The following is a 15831-nucleotide window of genomic DNA, read 5'->3' on the forward strand; positions in this document are numbered from 1 at the left end:
TCGCCCATCCAGCAGCCGCTCTCAGTCAGCAAGGACGTACCAACTGGGAACCGCATACGTGGCCCCTTCTAGCATCTCAGCACTCAACCTCAAAGGACACAGATATGTCTACGCATAAAACAACCAGCAATGCCACGATGCCAGAGCAAACGGTCAAAGGTAATAACCGGGTTAAACGTGGGATGGCCGAAATGCTCAAGGGCGGAGTCATCATGGACGTCGTCACCCCAGAGCAAGCACGCATCGCCGAAGACGCCGGCGCAGTAGCCGTGATGGCGTTAGAGCGCGTTCCTGCTGATATTCGCGCCCAAGGCGGTGTCTCGCGGATGAGCGACCCAGATATGATCGATAGCATTATCGCCGAGGTATCCATCCCGGTGATGGCTAAGGCCCGCATCGGCCACTTCGTTGAGGCACAGATCCTCGAGTCGCTCGGAGTGGACTACATCGATGAGTCCGAGGTTCTTTCCCCGGCAGACTATGCCCATCACATCGACAAGCGGGACTTTAACGTTCCTTTCGTCTGCGGTGCCACCAACCTCGGTGAAGCACTGCGCCGCATCAACGAAGGTGCAGCCATGATCCGCTCCAAGGGTGAAGCAGGCACCGGTGATGTCTCCAATGCCACCGGGCACATGCGCAAGATTCGCAGTGAAATCGCCAAACTATCGGCGTTGTCGAAAGATGAGCTCTACGTTGCAGCCAAGGAGCTACAAGCCCCCTACGAGCTGGTTAAAGACATCGCGGAGACTGGAAAACTCCCGGTAGTTCTGTTCACTGCCGGCGGTATCGCCACCCCGGCCGATGCAGCGATGATGATGCAGCTAGGTGCGGACGGCGTGTTCGTCGGTTCAGGCATCTTTAAATCTGGAGATCCGGCCACCCGTGCATTGGCCATCGTCCAAGCCACCCAGAACTTTGATGATCCTGACACGTTGGCAAAGGTCTCGCGCGGGGTGGGGGAAGCAATGGTCGGGATCAACGTGACCGATCTGCCTCAATCTCATCGTCTCTCTGAGCGTGGTTGGTAACTGCTTACTCGCACTATATGAGATATATAGCGTAGAGAATGAAGCATGGTCCGTTGACCGTCAGTTATCGTAACGGCCCATGTTTCATGAAGACTTTCCTGCTGCCTGTCACTGCATAGAAGACACTCTGCTGAGGCTGATTTTGATCCGGGCAGAACAGACAGTCAGCGGAAGTGACGGTTAAAGCCACAGGTCACTGAACTGGCGTAGCCCAACTCAATTGGTGAAGATTGCTATAGTCGCGGCTGTGACACGGGGTGCCTTCTTTTTCCCAAGATGGCTGAGAACACACCCGTCGAACCTGCTCCAGTTAGCACTGGCGAAGGGACTGTCCATACTCAACCGTGTCTGACACGGAAAGGGTGTCCTTCGTCTCAACCCCGAAGGACCTCTTTGATGAATGAAGTTTCTCCCGCAACCCAGATCTCCGAACAGGTTGTACTAGTCACCGGTGCTGCCCGCGGACTTGGCCGTCATATCGCCGAGGCATTTCTCCGTGAAGGAGCCAGCGTAGTAATCAATTATCATGCCAGTGCGGCAGCAGCTAAAGAGCTAGCCGCCGCTCACCCCGGGCGTGCGGTTGCGCTGCAAGCCGACGTCCGTGACCGAGCTCAGGTTGATGAACTCTTTGCCAAGGCTTCGAGTGCGTTCGGTGCACCGGTATCTACCGTGGTCAACAGCGCACTGGTGGACTTCTCCTTCGACGGAAACGCCCGACCGAAAGCCGAGGATATCTCTTTTCAACGCTTTAATAGGCAATTTGAGGGAGCAGTCGGTGGCGCATTGAACGTGGTGCAGGCTGCGTTGGCAGATTTCGAGCGTGCTGGACATGGCCGAGTCATCAACATCGGCACCAACCTTTTCCAGAACCCGGTGGTCCCCTACCACGACTACACCGCTGCCAAAGCCGCGCTACTGTCCCTGACTCGCACTCTTGCGATGGATTTGGGCGGGCGTGGCATCACCGTCAACATGGTCAGCGGAGGGTTACTGCGCACCACTGATGCCAGCGCGGCGACCCCGCAAGAAGTCTTCGATGCTATTGCCTCGGGTACCCCGTTGGGTTCGGTGACCACTCCGGAAGAGCTGGCCGATGCAGTCCTGTTTTTTGCTTCTCCCTGGTCACGCGCCATCACCGGGCAGAATCTAGTCGTCGACGGCGGACTGGTATTGAACTAATGCACTTGAACCTTTTCGCTTTTGCCGCTGGCCATCACGCTGGCGCATGGCGAACACCGGATTCTAGCGTGGACAGACTAGGTGAGATCGCCTATTGGGAAGAATTGGCGCGTACCGCGGAACGCGGACTTTTCGACGCCATTTTCCTCGCCGACGGCCAAGCAGCTGGGCTCGGCGGCATCGGCAGCGGTCCTGTCTGGTTCCTTGAACCGATCACCACGTTGACGGCTCTGGCCCAGGCCACCGAACACATCGGACTGGTCACTACGGTTTCCAGCACCTTCTGGCATCCCTTCCACGCTGCTCGGCTCATCGGTAGCCTCGACCACATCTCAGGTGGACGCGCGGGTATTAACGTGGTCACCTCGATGACCGATGCGGAAGCCCAGAACCACAACATGACGGAGCTGCCCGAGCATACCGAGCGCTATGCAAAGGCTGCCGAGTTCATTGAGGTACTGCAGAAGCTTTGGGATTCCTGGCCGATGGAAGCTATTACCGCCGACCGAGCTGGGATTTACACCGAACAAGCACAGCTCAAGTTCCTCGATCATCGAGGCCGTTGGTTCGAGGTAGCAGGACCGCTCAATCTTCCGCAACCACCGCAGGGCCGGCCGGTGCTCTTCCAAGCTGGTGCATCCGAACCCGGACGTGACCTCGCCGCCCGCCACGCCGAGGGGATTTACGCTGTGGCCTGGGACTTGGATATGGCCAGAGAATACCGGTTAGACATTCGTTCTCGGGCCGTAGCGCTTGGGCGTGACCCAGACCAGATCGCGGTCATGCCGGGGCTGGTCACCTACATCGGGGACACCGTGGAACAGGCAAAAGAAAAACAGCGCGAGCTCAACAGCTACCTACCGATAGCTGATTCACTCCGTCAGCTAGCGTTTTTCGTCGGATGTGACACCTCCGACTGGGTCTTAGATGAACCAGTACCACAGCTACCGCCATTAGCGGATTTCACCGGCCCAAAGGGTCGATACGCTACTATTTTGCGAATCATTGACAGTGCTCAACCAACCGTGCGGGAATTGCTCGGATTGCTCGCCGCTGGCGGAGGTCATGCCACTTTCATCGGCACCCCAGAAATGATCGCCGATGAAATCGAACGCTGGATAAAAGGTGGCGGTGCCGACGGATTCAACCTGATGCCGCCGACCCTTCCCGGCGGCATCGAGGACTTTGTGGATCTTGTAGTTCCAGAGCTACAGCAACGCGGGTTGTTCCGGACAAGCTATGAAGGAACCACCCTTCGCTCGCATCTTGGCCTACCGCAGTACCTAAATATCAACTAACCACTCCAGATCAGTCGATGCCCTGGTTTTGAAGACTTTGATAACGGCACAAAAGTCCGAGTGAACTGAAAATTACGCACACTCTACGAGGTAAAAACCTCTCTGGATAATCCACTCGCCCCCAGCGCGCATGCGCTGAGGCAATGGAGGACAATAGTCGGCATGTCCTTTACCGCTACCCCGCGGGACTGGTGGCAGGCCGCCCGCCCGCACACTTGGCCCAATGCCTTCGCTCCCGTTATCGCCGGCTCCGGCGCCGCTGCCTACGCAGGCGGTTTCTCCTGGTGGCGGGCCTTGCTTGCACTAGCAGTGTCGTGGGCACTGATCATTGGGGTCAACTATGCCAATGATTACTCAGATGGAATTCGTGGCACCGACGAAGACCGGACCGGCCCGCAACGGCTCACTGGCGGAGGGCTAGCGAATCCGAAGCAGGTTAAATATGCTGCCTTTTTCGCTTTCGGCATCGCCGGGTTGGCTGGCATCGCACTGGCACTGAGTAGTGCTTGGTGGATGATCGTGGTTGGCGCAGTGTGTATCGCTGGCGCATGGTTTTATACCGGCGGGAAAAACCCCTATGGCTACCGAGGCTTGGGCGAGGTGGCAGTGTTTGTATTCTTCGGCCTAGTCGCAGTTCTAGGTACCGAATACACTCAGGCTGGTGCGCTGAGCTGGGTGGGTCTGGGTGCGGCCGTAGGCATCGGGGCAATCTCTTCGGGTGTGAACCTGGTCAATAACCTGCGCGATATCCCCACTGATGCGGCCACCGGAAAGATCACCTTGGCGGTACGTCTGGGTGATACCAACGCCCGCCGGCTCTATGCTGGCTTAGCTACCACGCCATTTATCATCTCGTTGTTATTGGCTAGTGAGCTGTTACCACTGTTGTTGGGCTTATTAGCCCTTCCCTTGGCCATCGCCGGGATGCGCACCGTTGTCCGTGGGGCCAAAGATCAGGCGCTGATCCCCGTGCTGGCCACCACCGGACAAGCAATGCTGCTGTGGTCGGTCATCACCGCGGTCGTCCTCTTCCTCAACGCGCCGGTGGTGTAAATGTCCGGAGTCATTACCGGATTCGCCATCATCCTGGCCGTTATCGGCGCTGGTGCACTATTGGCGCGGTTCGGCATCATTGGCAATGAACGCGAGCAACTAGTCCTCAACCGGGTGGCCTTCTATGCGGCTTCCCCAGCCTTGTTGTTTAGTGCCGTGGCTGAGTCCGAGGCAAAGATGTTGTTCTCACCGGTCATCGTGGTCATCTTCTTTGCGACGGTCGGTACTTCCCTGCTCTATCTGCTCATCTCCAGGCTGTTTTTCCGCCAGGACCTCCCCACGACCACGATGGGGGCGGCGTCGGCAAGCTATTTCAACTCGGTCAATATTGGGCTGCCCGTAAGCGTCTACGTCCTGGGTGGAGCTACCTATGTGGTCCCGGTGTTGGTCCTGCAGATGGTGGTATTTACCCCATTTGTCCTGGCTGGATTGAATTCGGGGAAGACAGGTGGCCGCTCGCCGGCAGCTAGAGTTGTTGATTCACTGCGCTCTGCGCTGATTAATCCCATCATGTTGGGTTCGCTCTTAGGCTTGGCCGTAGCGCTCACCGGAATAACCATTCCTGACCCTGCCATGCGCCCCATAGAGATCCTCGGTGGAGCAGCCATCCCGATGATTCTCATCAGCTTTGGTTCCTCGCTGCGCCGAACCGCACCGCTGAGCTCGCTAGAGGATCGGCCAGGAACCATCGTGGCCACCACCCTGAAACTGGCAGGAATGCCATTACTGGCCTGGTTAATCGGGCTAGGGCTGGGATTGCCAGCAGAGCAACTTTACGCTTGTGTCATTCTTGCAGCACTGCCTACCGCTCAAAATGTTTATAACTACGCAGCGACCTATCAGCGCGGCATCATCGTAGCTAGGGACACCGTGTTTTTGACTACCTTCGGTTCCCTGCCCATCATGCTGGCAATCGCGTTCCTATTTGGCAAATAGACCCAAACTAGGCCATAAATCAGCGGCTCTCCAGCTCGCGTTTGACCCAATCCTTGCGTGCCTGGCGTTGCTGAGTGCGGGTAGCGACCGACTCGGTGGCTTCTTGGCGCAACCCCTGAAACACCAGCATGGACAAGGGGAAGGCGACGATCAATGCCAAGAGCGCGGACATGACCAACGGCACCGGGGCATCAATGACCACTGCCACCACCTGAATGATGACCGTGAGCGCTAGGAACAGCAAGAGACGAGCTCCGCCGTACTTCAGCAGCGCAACATTAGCCCTTCGCTGTAGCGTGGGATCGATCTCGGGCGGCTCTTCAGAGCTATGCGGGGAGGCAGTTTGCGGATCACTCACAACCCTGAGCCTACTCACCGCCGGGGCGTTGACGCCAGAGCCCGTAGAGTGGAAGACCAGAAGGAGGACATCATGGGACGTCTGCTACTTATCTTGCTTATCATCGTCGCAATTGTCTTGGTATGGAAGGCTTTCGGGCCGAGTTCATGGAAGCGTAACCAAGTCGACAGTGCGACCCCGAAGGCCATTAAAGGGCCCGATGATGATGAGGAGTTCCTCTGGAACATAGAAAAGAACCACTTTAAGCAACGCCGCGCCCGCGAGGATGCTGCTCGCGAGGACGAGGAACGCGTACGTCGAGCTAAACAGCGCTACACCAAGCCAGAAGATTCGGGATCGAGTGCCAAGCCGGAGAATGATCCAGAGATCGAGGATGGCAACTCCTCCCCGTCTGAGGATTAACGGGGAGAATTAACGGTATTAGCGCGCGGGGTCCTCTTTAAATACCATTTGCAGCCCTAGCGCATGGGCCACGGCCGCGACTTTCTCCCAGCGCACCCCCGCACCGCCATGCTCGATGGTGTGCAAGGTGGAGCGAGATACCCCTGCTGCGGTAGCGACGTCCTGCTGCAGGCGGCCGCTATCACGCCGGAATTGCCCCAGCTGTTCGCCCAGGTTAATCAACGTGGGAATGTCACCAGCAGGCTTACCAATTTTTTTGCGTGGTGTGGACGTACCGGTCATGATGGCCTTCCCTGGATTAACAGTAGCGATAGATCAGTAATCGATCACAGTCACACTACCGGCACCAGCTGAGGGCAGGCTAAGGTCTAGATACGTTTTTCATGAGCATCTACGATTTAGTTCAACCCAGCGTAGGAGTGCAGTCCCGAGACCACCATATTAATGAAAAACAGGTTGAAGATCATGGTGGCCAAGGCCACGATATTGATCCAAGCGGCCTTATGGTCGCGCCAGCCAGCAGTGGCTCGCGCGTGCAGGTACGCAGCGTAGAGGATCCAGGTAATGAAGGAGACAGTCTCCTTCGGGTCCCAACCCCAGAATCGACCCCACGCAGCTTCTGCCCAGATCGCGCCGAGAACGACACCCAGACCGAAGATTGGCAAGGTGAAAATCGCAGCTTTATAAGCCAGCGCATCCAGCTTTTTAGCGTTCGGCAACGGCTTAGCTAGTGCACCAAAAAAGCCTCGCTCTTTGCCCTTTGGCTGCCAGATCCGCAGCAGGTAAAGCAAAGAAGCGATACCGGAGACCATACCGATCGAGGCTCCGACGGAGACTGTGGTGACGTGGATGGGAAACCAGAAAGATTGCAGTGCCGGAACGACTGGGGCGGCCTCAGAGTAGAGCTTGGTGCCACCGAAAAACATCAGCGATAGAACCGGAATCAGCAACCAGGGCCATACGATGCGCCACTCTTTACGCTGGATAACAATCGCTGCCACCACCATGGTGAAGGCGGTAATCATGAGCACATACTCGTAGAGGTTTCCGAAGGGGAACCGCGAGGTGGCTAGGCCACGAAGCACTGCTGCCGAGACATGGACTAAAACGCCCAACCAGATCAGCGCCTGGGTCATTCCGCCAACTTTGTTAGCTGCGGCCTCTCGACGGGACATCTCCTCGTCCGAGATGTACTCCTCGACGAGGTCTCCGTCTGCGAGGTCAGCGTCCGCAGCTGGAGAATCGCTAGACTCTCCAGCCCCGACGTTGACCAGCTCCCGATCTGCGGCTGCTGCGCGGATCCGGCGTGCGTCAACAACGTTAAGCATTTTGACGTAATAAACCATCGAAAGCACTAGCGCCGCCAGATAGATAAACAGCGCCGTAATAAAGGCGGTGTCGGAGAAGCTAGAGAGAGTCTGATTGACAGGCATGGTGCGGGACACCCTCGGTTCAAAGTCGGATCCGGTCTTAAATACTCCAGTGACGCTACCCCACCGGCACAGGCGATTCCAACCCCCAACCCCCCTTTTTCTCCAACTTTCGGTGGAGAGCGGAAGTTCGGCGTTGCGGAACGGAATCTGCGTGATCAGTCACGGTCGTCGATAAGGTCATCTTCCTCGACCTCATCGGGATCCGGCAATCCCAGCAAACTGCGATAGATCTCATCGAACTCAGAGCCCCAGCCTGCACGGTCAGTGCGTGCTAGGCCACCCATCTCGAGGTGAGTGCCCGTTCCATCTGCGGTGGGGCGCAACCGGATCCAGATGCGTCGGCGTTTGATAATCAACGAGCCCACCAAAGAAGCCAGCATGATGACTGCAGTGGCCAGTACCCACGGTTGGAAAGGATCACGGGAGATTTGGTAGTTCGCAAATTCGCTCGCGCCATCGAAGGTGATCACGGTGCCATCGTCGAGCGTGACTTCTTCACCCTGTGTGAGGTTGACTCGCTCAATCTTTTGCAATTGGCCCGAGTGCAACAGCGAAGTATCCAGGCTAAACAGTGACTGCGCGCTACCGGTATCCAGTCCAGCATCACCGCGATAGACATCGATGGCGACAGCTGGGTCAAGCATCGCCGGATACTGCGAGGTCAATAGCTCGCCGTTGTCACCCGTCCACTCAGCGGTGGGAGCAAACAGTCCCTGGATAGCGATCTGGTTTTGACGTCGCTCATAGAGATCCGGGTAGGTGCCAGCCGGCGGGTCAAAGCGCATGACTCCGGATGACAGGAAGTAGGTGGGATCATCCGGACGCCACTGAATGGTTTGAGTGCGAGATTCCCCATCCGGCCAAGTGACAGTAAAGGTCGGGGCGTAGCCGTGGCCCTGCAGGTACACACGGTCACCAGATACGCGCAGCGGGTGGTTGACCTTGAGTTGGTAATCTTCCCACTCTTCCTGCGGCAGGAAGATGTCATCGCCCACGGCATAGGAGATATTCGAGGTGAACATCTCCGCCTGGCCATTAGAGAGATAGTCCGCAGTGAAATCGTGCGCATCAAAGCAGAAGGTGCTCAGCCCCGTCCCATCAAACAAGGCCCCGGCGCGGAAAGAATCGAAGTTTGCCGTGGAGGTATTACAGAACTCAGTGTTCTGGGCGATCTCCGGAGTCTCATAATTTCCAGACTCGGTCACCACAATGACTTGGCCTTCGTAGTAGACCAGACGGCCGGCTGCGATAGTCACCAGCATCCCGACCAGTGCCAAGTGGAAGATTAAGTTGGCTAGCTCGCGGGCATAGCCGCGTTCAGCAGCCAGGGAGAAAGCGCCCGCACGGTCATCTTCCGGCTGATACTCGGAGATCTTCCACTTTTTCAGCAGCTTCTTAGCCTGCGCGGAAACTTGCTCAAGTGGTTGGTCTAGGTCGCCTTTCGCGTGTAGTGGAAGCTTCTCCAAGTTCTTCGGCGCACGGGTCGGCGGGGTCTTCATCGCCTTGTAGTGATCCCAGGTACGAGGAAGGATGCAACCGACCAAAGAAATGGTCAGCAGCACGAAGATGGCGACAAACCACCGCGACTCGAATACGTCGAATAGTTGCAACTGGTCATAGACCTCAGCCAATTGACCATTGTTGGCAATGTACTCATTGACATTTGTCTCGTTGAGGCTACGCTGCGGCAGCAACGCGCCAGGGATAGCCGCGATCGCGAGTAGAAACAGCAGTACCAAAGCGGTACGCATGCTGCTGAGCCAGTGCCAGGCCTTATTGAGATATTTCCACACTATGCGCATCGCGTTGTTTTCCATTTCCTATTCTTCCGCACCCTAGAAGGGGAGGAATTAAATAACGTTTGCACCGTATTCGACGGTCCATTGACGGACCCAGTTGATGAACTCGGCCCAGGCGCCGGTAAGCAGCGCGATACCGATAAGGACCATCGTTATGCCACCGATGATCTGGATGGTTCGAGAGTGCTTACTAAGCCAACCGACGGAGCGCATCGCACGCGCCGAGCCTAGTGCAATGAGCAAAAACGGTAGACCAAGGCCAAGGCAATAGCCCACAATCAAGAGCACACCTCGGGCGGCAGTGATTCCTTCAGTGCCCGCCGAGACCGAGATAATCGCCGCAAGTGTGGGTCCAAGGCAAGGAGTCCAACCCAGGGCGAATACCCCGCCCAAAAGTGGGGCCCCGAGCCAGGTAGTCCATCGGCGGGGAGCAATTCGAGTGTCGCGTTGCATGGCGGGAACTAGTCCCATAAACACCAGACCCATGATGATGGTGATGACTCCGCCGACGCGCATGAGCGTCTCAGCGTTCAAGGTCAACAGACTGATGGCACCGAACACCGTCACGGTGGCCAACACGAATACCACGGTAAAGCCGAGGATAAACAGCAGTGCGGCACCAACGACTGCCCATTGGCGTTTCTTAGCTACCACCGGGCCAAGCTTCTCATCGACGGTCATTTCACCACCGACGATTCCAGCCAGATAGGACATATATCCGGGCACTAGCGGGACCACGCACGGCGAGGCAAAAGAAACGAGGCCAGCTGCAGCGGCCGCGAGAATGCCTAGTAACAATGGGCCAGAGACCGCCGCATCAGCAAACTGCTCGGCGATCCCAGCTTGGGAGAGAAGAACAACTGTCACTAGAGCTCGGATCCTTCCGCAAGCGGAAGGGCAACATCGAGGATGTCATCGGCGGTGACCTCACGCAGGAACACTGCCACCGGCCGGTGTTCAGTATCTAGCACGATAGTCGTGGGGATGACAGAGGTGGGGACACCTCCGAGAGAGGCTGCCGTGCGAAACGGCGGGTCATAAATCGAGGGGTAGGTCAGACCGTTATCGGTGACGAAATCTTGGGCGATGGTCTGGTTGTAGTCACGAACATTGACTCCCAGCACAGTGCCACCAAGAGGTTCCAATGTTTCTTGGACTAGTTGGAGATCATCTGATTCGGAACGACAGGGGGCGCACCACTGCCCCCAGGCATTGAGGACGACAACTTCCCCAGCGAAATCATCCAAGCTGATGGTCTCGCCTTCTTCCATCAGAGAGTCTCCGGAGAAGCTCTGTAGCTGGGCTCGTTCATCTTCCTCGTAGAAGATCTCAGTCTGTCCACCGGGCGAATGGAATTGGAAAGTACCGCCCACCGCGACTGCATTCTGCGCGCTCTCGGAGTCGGCGCAGGCGCTCAACAACAGTAGTGGGGCCAGCAGGAGTGCCGCCGCGCTGGTTCGGCGCATCTCAGATGGCCTTCGCCGGGGTGGAATAGAAGATGTCGCTGATTTCCTCGCCTTCAAAGACCAAGGAAGTCACCGAGGCAAGTTCGCACTGCCTGCCCGCGTGGGCAAGCGGAAGATCACGAGCAAAACGCTGGACCATGACGATGGGCAGCTGATGGCTGATCAAGATCGCTTCATGGCCTTCGGCTTTGTTTCGGGCTGCATATACCGCCCCCATCATGCGCTCGGCGATCTCCACATAGGGCTCGCCCCAGCTGGGCTCAATGGGGTTAAACATCAATGGCCAACGCGCCGGGTTCCACAGCTGAGAACGCCAGCCTTTGGTGCGCAGACCTTCGAAGCGGTTACCTGCTTCGATGATCTCCTCGACGGTGTTGACCTCACTGCCGGTGATTTCAGCAAAAGGTTCAGCGGTCTCTTGAGCACGCTGCATCGGCGAAACACCGAGGTAGGTGACATCGTGGCCGGAAAATTCCTGGGCGGTGCGCGCCGCTTGGGAACGTCCTCGCGAGGAAAGATGGTAGCCAGGCAGTTTTCCGTAGAGGATTCGGGCTGGATTGTGGACTTCGCCATGACGGACGAGGTGAACGATCGTGGTGCTCATAAGTTATTCCTTCAGGCGGTTGCAGCGGCGGCGGCCTTCGCGGCGGGGACGAGTGCGTCCTCGATCCGAGAAAAATCATCGTCCGAAAGTGCGGTGGACACAAACCACGTCTCGAATACGCTCGGTGGGGCGTAAACACCGTGGTCAAGCAGTGCGTGGAAAAACGGGGCAAAGCGGAAAGTATCTGCGGCTTTCATATCCGCGAAATTATGACCCTCCCCTTCTGCAAATCGTACCGAGAGCATCGTTGCGGCCCGCTGAATGTGGTGTGCCACACCCTCGCGGCTGAGCGCCTGGGAGATCAATCCCGCGAGACGATCAGCGTTAGCCTGCAGCGTGGGATAGATCGATTCATCGGCCAACCGCAAAGAAGCCATTCCCGCAGCCATCGCCACCGGGTTACCGGAGAGGGTGCCAGCTTGGTAGACGGGGCCATTGGGAGCTAGGCGTTCCATGATCTCGGCGCGGCCGCCAAAAGCAGCCGCAGGTAGTCCACCGGAGACCACTTTGCCGAAGGTGCTCAGGTCGCCTGCGACTCCATCCACGCCGAACCATCCGGCATGGGAGGTGCGGAAGCCGGTCATGACTTCATCCATGATCAGCAGCGCACCGTCTTCATGAGCGATCTTTTTCAGCGCGGCGTTGAAGCCTTCTTCAGGTGCGACGGTGCCCATGTTTCCCACTGCGGCCTCGGTAATAATGCAGGCGATCTCGCCCGGGTGGGAACGGAAAGCTGCCCGCACTGCGTCAAGGTCGTTGTAGGCCACCACGATGGTGTCCGCCGTGGTGGCTCCAGTAACACCTGGGGATTCGGGCAGAGCAAAGGTAGCCACTCCGGATCCGGCAGCAGCCAGCAGAGCATCCACGTGGCCGTGGTAGCAACCCTCGAACTTCAAAATCTTGTCGCGCCCGGTGTAACCACGAGCCAATCGCACTGCCGACATGGTTGCCTCGGTACCGGAGTTGACCAGACGAACCTCTTCAACGGAGGTGCGATCGACGATCATCTGGGCTAGATCAGTCTCGGCGCTAGTAGGAGCGCCGAAAGACAATCCCCTGGTCACTGCTTCTTGGACCGCGTGGACGACCTCGGGGTGTGCATTGCCGTGAATCATTGGCCCCCACGAGCAGACCAAATCAACATAGCTGTTGCCATCGACGTCGATAAGCGTGGAGCCATGAGCGGATTCAATGAACCTCGCCCGGCCACCAACAGAGCCGAAGGCTCGGACCGGGGAGTTCACCCCGCCAGGGATAAGAGCACGGGCTCGTTCGAACTGCTGCGCGGACGCAGACGTGTGAGCGGAGGTCACATCGGCGAAAGTCATGCTCCCATCATACGGACGGGGTCAACCGGGGTTATCCCTGCCTGATTAGATCAGACATTATCCTCAGCTCACGAGCTTGAGGCCGACGATTCCACCCACGATCATCAGGAGAAACACGATTTTGAGCAGGCTGATCGCCTCTTGCCCGGTGGCGAAAGAATAGACAATAGCCAACGAGGCGCCTACCCCTACCCACACCGCATAAGCCGTCCCCAATGGCAGACTCCGCAATGCCCACGCCAGTCCAGACATCGAGACCGCGAGAGCAGCAAAGAATACGAGAGAGGGGCCGAGTTTAGTAAATCCGGCAGATCGTTCTAGAGCGATCGCCCAGACTGCTTCAAAAGCGCCGGATACGAGTAGAACTAGCCAAGAGATAGTCACGACGAGCTTTCTGGCCGTCTTGTCGCGTAACCGGGTACGGCTCCCTCGTCCGGGCCCGACCGTGTCGGTCAGAGCTAGTGTGATTTGGCCTACTCTAGCAAACGCTCCACTGCCTTGCGGGCATCCGCGATCACCGCTGGAACGCCGACCCCGCCGGCCCACGCACCGGCAACTTCCAAGCCTGGTACCTCGACCAGCTCAGAGCGGACGGTGTCGACGGTAGTTAGATGAGTCTCATCGAATCTCGGTAGCCCACCAAACCATCGCTGCACATAAATCTCAGAGAGTTCAGCGTCGCGGCCATCGAAACCGGTAATTTTCTGCAGATCATCCAGCGCCCAGTCGACAAGATCATCTTCAGCAGCACGAACCAGATCGTCTTGGCCAAAGCGACCGAAGCTCGCGCGCACCAGTGCCCCACCGCGTTGGCCCAGATGCGGCCACTTCTTCGAGGAAAGGGTAAACGCCTTGACACGCATCTCCGGCTCATCGGCGGCCACCAGGATTCCGGATTTCTCCGGCAACCCAGCATCCGAATTGAATTTCATTCCCACCACTACCGAAGATGCCAGCTTGACGGATTTCAAGGAGGCAGAAGCCTCTGGAGCCACCGCGCGTAGGAGCATTGCAGTAGTTGGTGCTGGGGTAGCCAGAATTACTCGATCGTAGAGCCCTTCCTCGCCCCCGGATACTCGGTAGCCACGCAGCTCTCGGGTAATTCCGGTAATAAAGGCATCGAGGTGGATATCCGCCTCAGAGGCTTCAGCGAGTGCCTCATAAACCACGGCATATCCGCCTTCGAACCCAGCGAACACCGGAGCAGGCTTATCTTCAGGCTTGCGCTGTGGGCGCGCCGCTTCACAGCGAGCTACCGCCGCAGAAAGAGTGACCTTCTCCCCTGTTTGGGCCAAGGCATCAAGCGCTGCAGCCAACTGCGGGACCGTAGCCCGGACCCCTAAATCATCTGCCAAGCAGGAGTAGACCCCGCCGAGCAACGCAGAAACCACTCGGTCAACGACTTCATCGCCATAGCGTTCGCGCACGAGTCGGCCGATGCTCTGATCTTGGCCGAGCTGCCAGTCAATAGCTTCAGCTTCGCCCTCGGCATCGATCCGCGCTGCGGTATCCGCGCTCACCAGGTGGGCAACTGGTGCTGAGCTCGAAGGAATTCCCATAACTCCGCCAGTAGGAAGATCATGGAGCTGGCCGCCGCTGTAGACGGTGGAACGCAGCCCAGAAGGGCTCACCAGATACTTACTCAACCCCAGGGATTCAAAATAGGCAGTGGCATCAGCACGAATAGCCAAAAACGCCTCCGCCCCCATGTCGGTGGGGCCAGATTCAAACGGCACCGTCAGCAATTTGCCGCCGATTCGATCCTCTGCCTCATAGACATCGATGGTTGCTTCCGGGTCTGCCCGGCGAATCTCAGTAGCGCAGGTCAACCCGGAAAGGCCGGCCCCGATAATGGCATAGCGCACTAGTTTTCCTTGCTGTCGGAATGAATGATGGCCACGGCCTCAGTGACCGCCTCAGCCGGAGTGTTGGGCAAGACGCCATGCCCGAGATTGAAAATGTGCCCAGTGGCATCGCCTGCGTCAATGCCGCGTTGTGCCTCGGCTTTGATGCGCGCTACCTCGGCAGCGACGACGGAGTTTCCAGCAAAGAGCGTCGCGGGGTCCAAGTTGCCTTGAATCACCTTCGGACCACTGGCGGCCCGAATACGGGCTGCGGCAACATCCATGGGCACCCGCCAGTCCACTCCCATAACCTCGGAGCCGGCCTCACTCATGGCACCGAGCAGTTCTCCCGTGCCCACGCCGAAGTGGATCCGCGGAATACCCGCGTCTTCTACCGCCGAGAGGATCTCGATGGAATAAGGCAAAACAAACTCGCGGTAGTCGCGTTCGGTGAGGAAACCTGCCCAGGAATCAAAGAGCTGCATCGCGTCGATGCCAGCGTCGACCTGTAGTTGTAGGAAGCGAATGATCGTCGGGGTTAGGCGCCGCATCAGGGTGTGCCATGTTTCCGGTTCACCATGCATCATGGCTTTGGTCTTCTCGTGGTTCTTGCTCGGCCCGCCCTCGACCAGGTAGCTGGCCAGCGTGAAAGGAGCACCAACGAAACCGATGAGCGCCTGAGAATCAGTGAGCTCATCTAAAATGATCTCGATCCCGGCAGCGACCTCTGGGACATCGGTGTCCAAGATCGGGAACTTATCGACGTCTCCCCGGCTGCGAATGGGTGACTCCAGCACCGGCCCGCGGCCCGGAACGATTTCCACTCCGACCCCGGCGGCCTTGAGCGGCACAACAATATCGGAGAACAAAATAGCTGCGTCCACATCATGCCGGCGCACCGGCTGCATGGTGATCTCGGCCAACAGCTCTGGCATGAAACAAGAGTCGAGCATGTCAATGCCCACACGAGCCTGCCGGTACTCGGGCAGGGAACGGCCAGCCTGTCGCATGAACCACACCGGAGTGCGGGTCGGAGTGCGACCAGCCGCGGCGTCGAGAAGCGGGGCATCAGTCAAATGTCGGCGAGTCATGCTCCCCAT

The 15831-nt window shown here is 57.8% G+C and carries 17 protein-coding genes and 2 riboswitches; of the genes, 6 read left to right on the forward strand and 11 right to left on the reverse strand.

What is annotated here, in order from left to right; all coding sequences use genetic code 11:
- Nucleotides 1-104: 104 nt before the first annotated feature.
- The 5 genes from pdxS to C5L39_RS06555 all read left to right on the forward strand — a co-directional run bounded on the left by pdxS (nt 105) and on the right by C5L39_RS06555 (nt 5497).
- The gene (pdxS, locus tag C5L39_RS06535) at nt 105-1031 is read left to right on the forward strand and encodes a pyridoxal 5'-phosphate synthase lyase subunit PdxS (protein WP_425453860.1); all 927 of its coding nucleotides are present in this window, start codon (nt 105-107) and stop codon (nt 1029-1031) included.
- Between the two features lie 243 nt (nt 1032-1274).
- Nucleotides 1275-1377, forward strand: a riboswitch (TPP riboswitch).
- A gap of 50 nt (nt 1378-1427) precedes the next feature.
- Nucleotides 1428-2210 (forward strand): 3-oxoacyl-ACP reductase, encoded by a 783-nt coding sequence (locus C5L39_RS06540; RefSeq protein WP_123048073.1) that lies wholly within the window; start codon nt 1428-1430, stop codon nt 2208-2210.
- On the forward strand, nt 2210-3508 hold the full coding sequence (locus tag C5L39_RS06545; RefSeq protein ID WP_123048074.1) for an LLM class flavin-dependent oxidoreductase: 1299 nt from the start codon (nt 2210-2212) through the stop codon (nt 3506-3508). Before C5L39_RS06540 ends, C5L39_RS06545 begins: the two co-directional genes overlap by 1 nt.
- Nucleotides 3509-3670: 162 nt before the next feature.
- Nucleotides 3671-4561, forward strand: coding sequence for a 1,4-dihydroxy-2-naphthoate polyprenyltransferase (locus C5L39_RS06550; protein ID WP_123048075.1), 891 nt, complete (start codon nt 3671-3673; stop codon nt 4559-4561).
- Nucleotides 4562-5497 carry an AEC family transporter gene (locus C5L39_RS06555; protein ID WP_123048076.1) on the forward strand — a complete coding sequence of 312 codons (936 nt, stop codon included), beginning with the start codon at nt 4562-4564 and terminating at the stop codon, nt 5495-5497. It abuts the gene before it with no gap.
- 19 nt (nt 5498-5516) lie between these two features.
- On the opposite strand, the gene C5L39_RS06560 is transcribed toward C5L39_RS06555, so the two are convergent.
- Complete coding sequence (locus tag C5L39_RS06560) at nt 5517-5855, reverse strand: DUF4229 domain-containing protein (protein WP_123048077.1); 339 nt, start codon at nt 5853-5855, stop codon at nt 5517-5519.
- 72 nt (nt 5856-5927) lie between these two features.
- On the opposite strand from C5L39_RS06560, the gene C5L39_RS06565 reads away from it, so the two are divergent.
- The gene (locus C5L39_RS06565) at nt 5928-6257 is read left to right on the forward strand and encodes a hypothetical protein (protein WP_123048078.1); all 330 of its coding nucleotides are present in this window, start codon (nt 5928-5930) and stop codon (nt 6255-6257) included.
- A gap of 18 nt (nt 6258-6275) precedes the next feature.
- On the opposite strand, the gene C5L39_RS06570 is transcribed toward C5L39_RS06565, so the two are convergent.
- The 10 genes from C5L39_RS06570 to hemE all read right to left on the reverse strand — a co-directional run bounded on the left by C5L39_RS06570 (nt 6276) and on the right by hemE (nt 15822).
- Nucleotides 6276-6539 (reverse strand): helix-turn-helix domain-containing protein, encoded by a 264-nt coding sequence (locus C5L39_RS06570; RefSeq protein WP_123048079.1) that lies wholly within the window; start codon nt 6537-6539, stop codon nt 6276-6278.
- Nucleotides 6540-6655: 116 nt separating this feature from the next.
- A complete protein-coding gene (gene ccsB, locus C5L39_RS06575) occupies nt 6656-7690 on the reverse strand; it encodes a c-type cytochrome biogenesis protein CcsB (RefSeq protein ID WP_123048080.1) in 1035 nt (344 codons plus the stop codon).
- A gap of 155 nt (nt 7691-7845) precedes the next feature.
- On the reverse strand, nt 7846-9507 hold the full coding sequence (locus C5L39_RS06580) for a cytochrome c biogenesis protein ResB (RefSeq protein ID WP_425453862.1): 1662 nt from the start codon (nt 9505-9507) through the stop codon (nt 7846-7848).
- 33 nt (nt 9508-9540) lie between these two features.
- Entirely contained in the window at nt 9541-10356 is an 816-nt protein-coding gene (locus C5L39_RS06585) for a cytochrome c biogenesis CcdA family protein (RefSeq protein WP_123048081.1), read from the reverse strand.
- The gene (locus C5L39_RS06590; protein ID WP_123048082.1) at nt 10356-10955 is read right to left on the reverse strand and encodes a TlpA disulfide reductase family protein; all 600 of its coding nucleotides are present in this window, start codon (nt 10953-10955) and stop codon (nt 10356-10358) included. Before C5L39_RS06590 ends, C5L39_RS06585 begins: the two co-directional genes overlap by 1 nt.
- A gap of 1 nt (nt 10956) precedes the next feature.
- Nucleotides 10957-11559 carry a histidine phosphatase family protein gene (locus tag C5L39_RS06595; RefSeq protein ID WP_123048083.1) on the reverse strand — a complete coding sequence of 201 codons (603 nt, stop codon included), beginning with the start codon at nt 11557-11559 and terminating at the stop codon, nt 10957-10959.
- A gap of 11 nt (nt 11560-11570) precedes the next feature.
- Nucleotides 11571-12887: a glutamate-1-semialdehyde 2,1-aminomutase gene (gene hemL / locus C5L39_RS06600; RefSeq protein ID WP_165858000.1), complete on the reverse strand. Its 1317-nt coding sequence runs from the start codon at nt 12885-12887 to the stop codon at nt 11571-11573.
- A gap of 63 nt (nt 12888-12950) precedes the next feature.
- The gene (locus C5L39_RS06605) at nt 12951-13265 is read right to left on the reverse strand and encodes a DMT family transporter (protein ID WP_123048209.1); all 315 of its coding nucleotides are present in this window, start codon (nt 13263-13265) and stop codon (nt 12951-12953) included.
- 15 nt (nt 13266-13280) lie between these two features.
- A riboswitch (guanidine-III (ykkC-III) riboswitch) is annotated at nt 13281-13344 on the reverse strand.
- Nucleotides 13345-13360: 16 nt separating this feature from the next.
- A complete protein-coding gene (locus C5L39_RS06610; protein ID WP_123048084.1) occupies nt 13361-14752 on the reverse strand; it encodes a protoporphyrinogen oxidase in 1392 nt (463 codons plus the stop codon).
- Nucleotides 14752-15822, reverse strand: coding sequence for a uroporphyrinogen decarboxylase (gene hemE / locus C5L39_RS06615; RefSeq protein ID WP_425453863.1), 1071 nt, complete (start codon nt 15820-15822; stop codon nt 14752-14754). Before hemE ends, C5L39_RS06610 begins: the two co-directional genes overlap by 1 nt.
- Nucleotides 15823-15831 lie beyond the last annotated feature (9 nt).

Origin of the sequence: Corynebacterium alimapuense (assembly GCF_003716585.1) — a bacterium.
Taxonomy (GTDB): domain Bacteria; phylum Actinomycetota; class Actinomycetes; order Mycobacteriales; family Mycobacteriaceae; genus Corynebacterium; species Corynebacterium alimapuense.

What these genes read in the sequence shown, in the direction of transcription:
- C5L39_RS06555 (WP_123048076.1), top strand. Translation starts at nt 4,562, where the DNA reads ATGTCCGGAGTCATTACCGGATTCGCCATCATCCTGGCCGTTATCGGC.
- C5L39_RS06550 (WP_123048075.1), top strand. Translation starts at nt 3,671, where the DNA reads ATGTCCTTTACCGCTACCCCGCGGGACTGGTGGCAGGCCGCCCGCCCG.
- hemE (WP_425453863.1), bottom strand. Translation starts at nt 15,822, where the DNA reads ATGACTCGCCGACATTTGACTGATGCCCCGCTTCTCGACGCCGCGGCT.
- C5L39_RS06545 (WP_123048074.1), top strand. Translation starts at nt 2,210, where the DNA reads ATGCACTTGAACCTTTTCGCTTTTGCCGCTGGCCATCACGCTGGCGCA.
- hemL (WP_165858000.1), bottom strand. Translation starts at nt 12,887, where the DNA reads ATGACTTTCGCCGATGTGACCTCCGCTCACACGTCTGCGTCCGCGCAG.
- pdxS (WP_425453860.1), top strand. Translation starts at nt 105, where the DNA reads ATGTCTACGCATAAAACAACCAGCAATGCCACGATGCCAGAGCAAACG.
- C5L39_RS06565 (WP_123048078.1), top strand. Translation starts at nt 5,928, where the DNA reads ATGGGACGTCTGCTACTTATCTTGCTTATCATCGTCGCAATTGTCTTG.
- ccsB (WP_123048080.1), bottom strand. Translation starts at nt 7,690, where the DNA reads ATGCCTGTCAATCAGACTCTCTCTAGCTTCTCCGACACCGCCTTTATT.
- C5L39_RS06570 (WP_123048079.1), bottom strand. Translation starts at nt 6,539, where the DNA reads ATGACCGGTACGTCCACACCACGCAAAAAAATTGGTAAGCCTGCTGGT.
- C5L39_RS06595 (WP_123048083.1), bottom strand. Translation starts at nt 11,559, where the DNA reads ATGAGCACCACGATCGTTCACCTCGTCCGTCATGGCGAAGTCCACAAT.
- C5L39_RS06580 (WP_425453862.1), bottom strand. Translation starts at nt 9,507, where the DNA reads ATGGAAAACAACGCGATGCGCATAGTGTGGAAATATCTCAATAAGGCC.
- C5L39_RS06540 (WP_123048073.1), top strand. Translation starts at nt 1,428, where the DNA reads ATGAATGAAGTTTCTCCCGCAACCCAGATCTCCGAACAGGTTGTACTA.
- C5L39_RS06590 (WP_123048082.1), bottom strand. Translation starts at nt 10,955, where the DNA reads ATGCGCCGAACCAGCGCGGCGGCACTCCTGCTGGCCCCACTACTGTTG.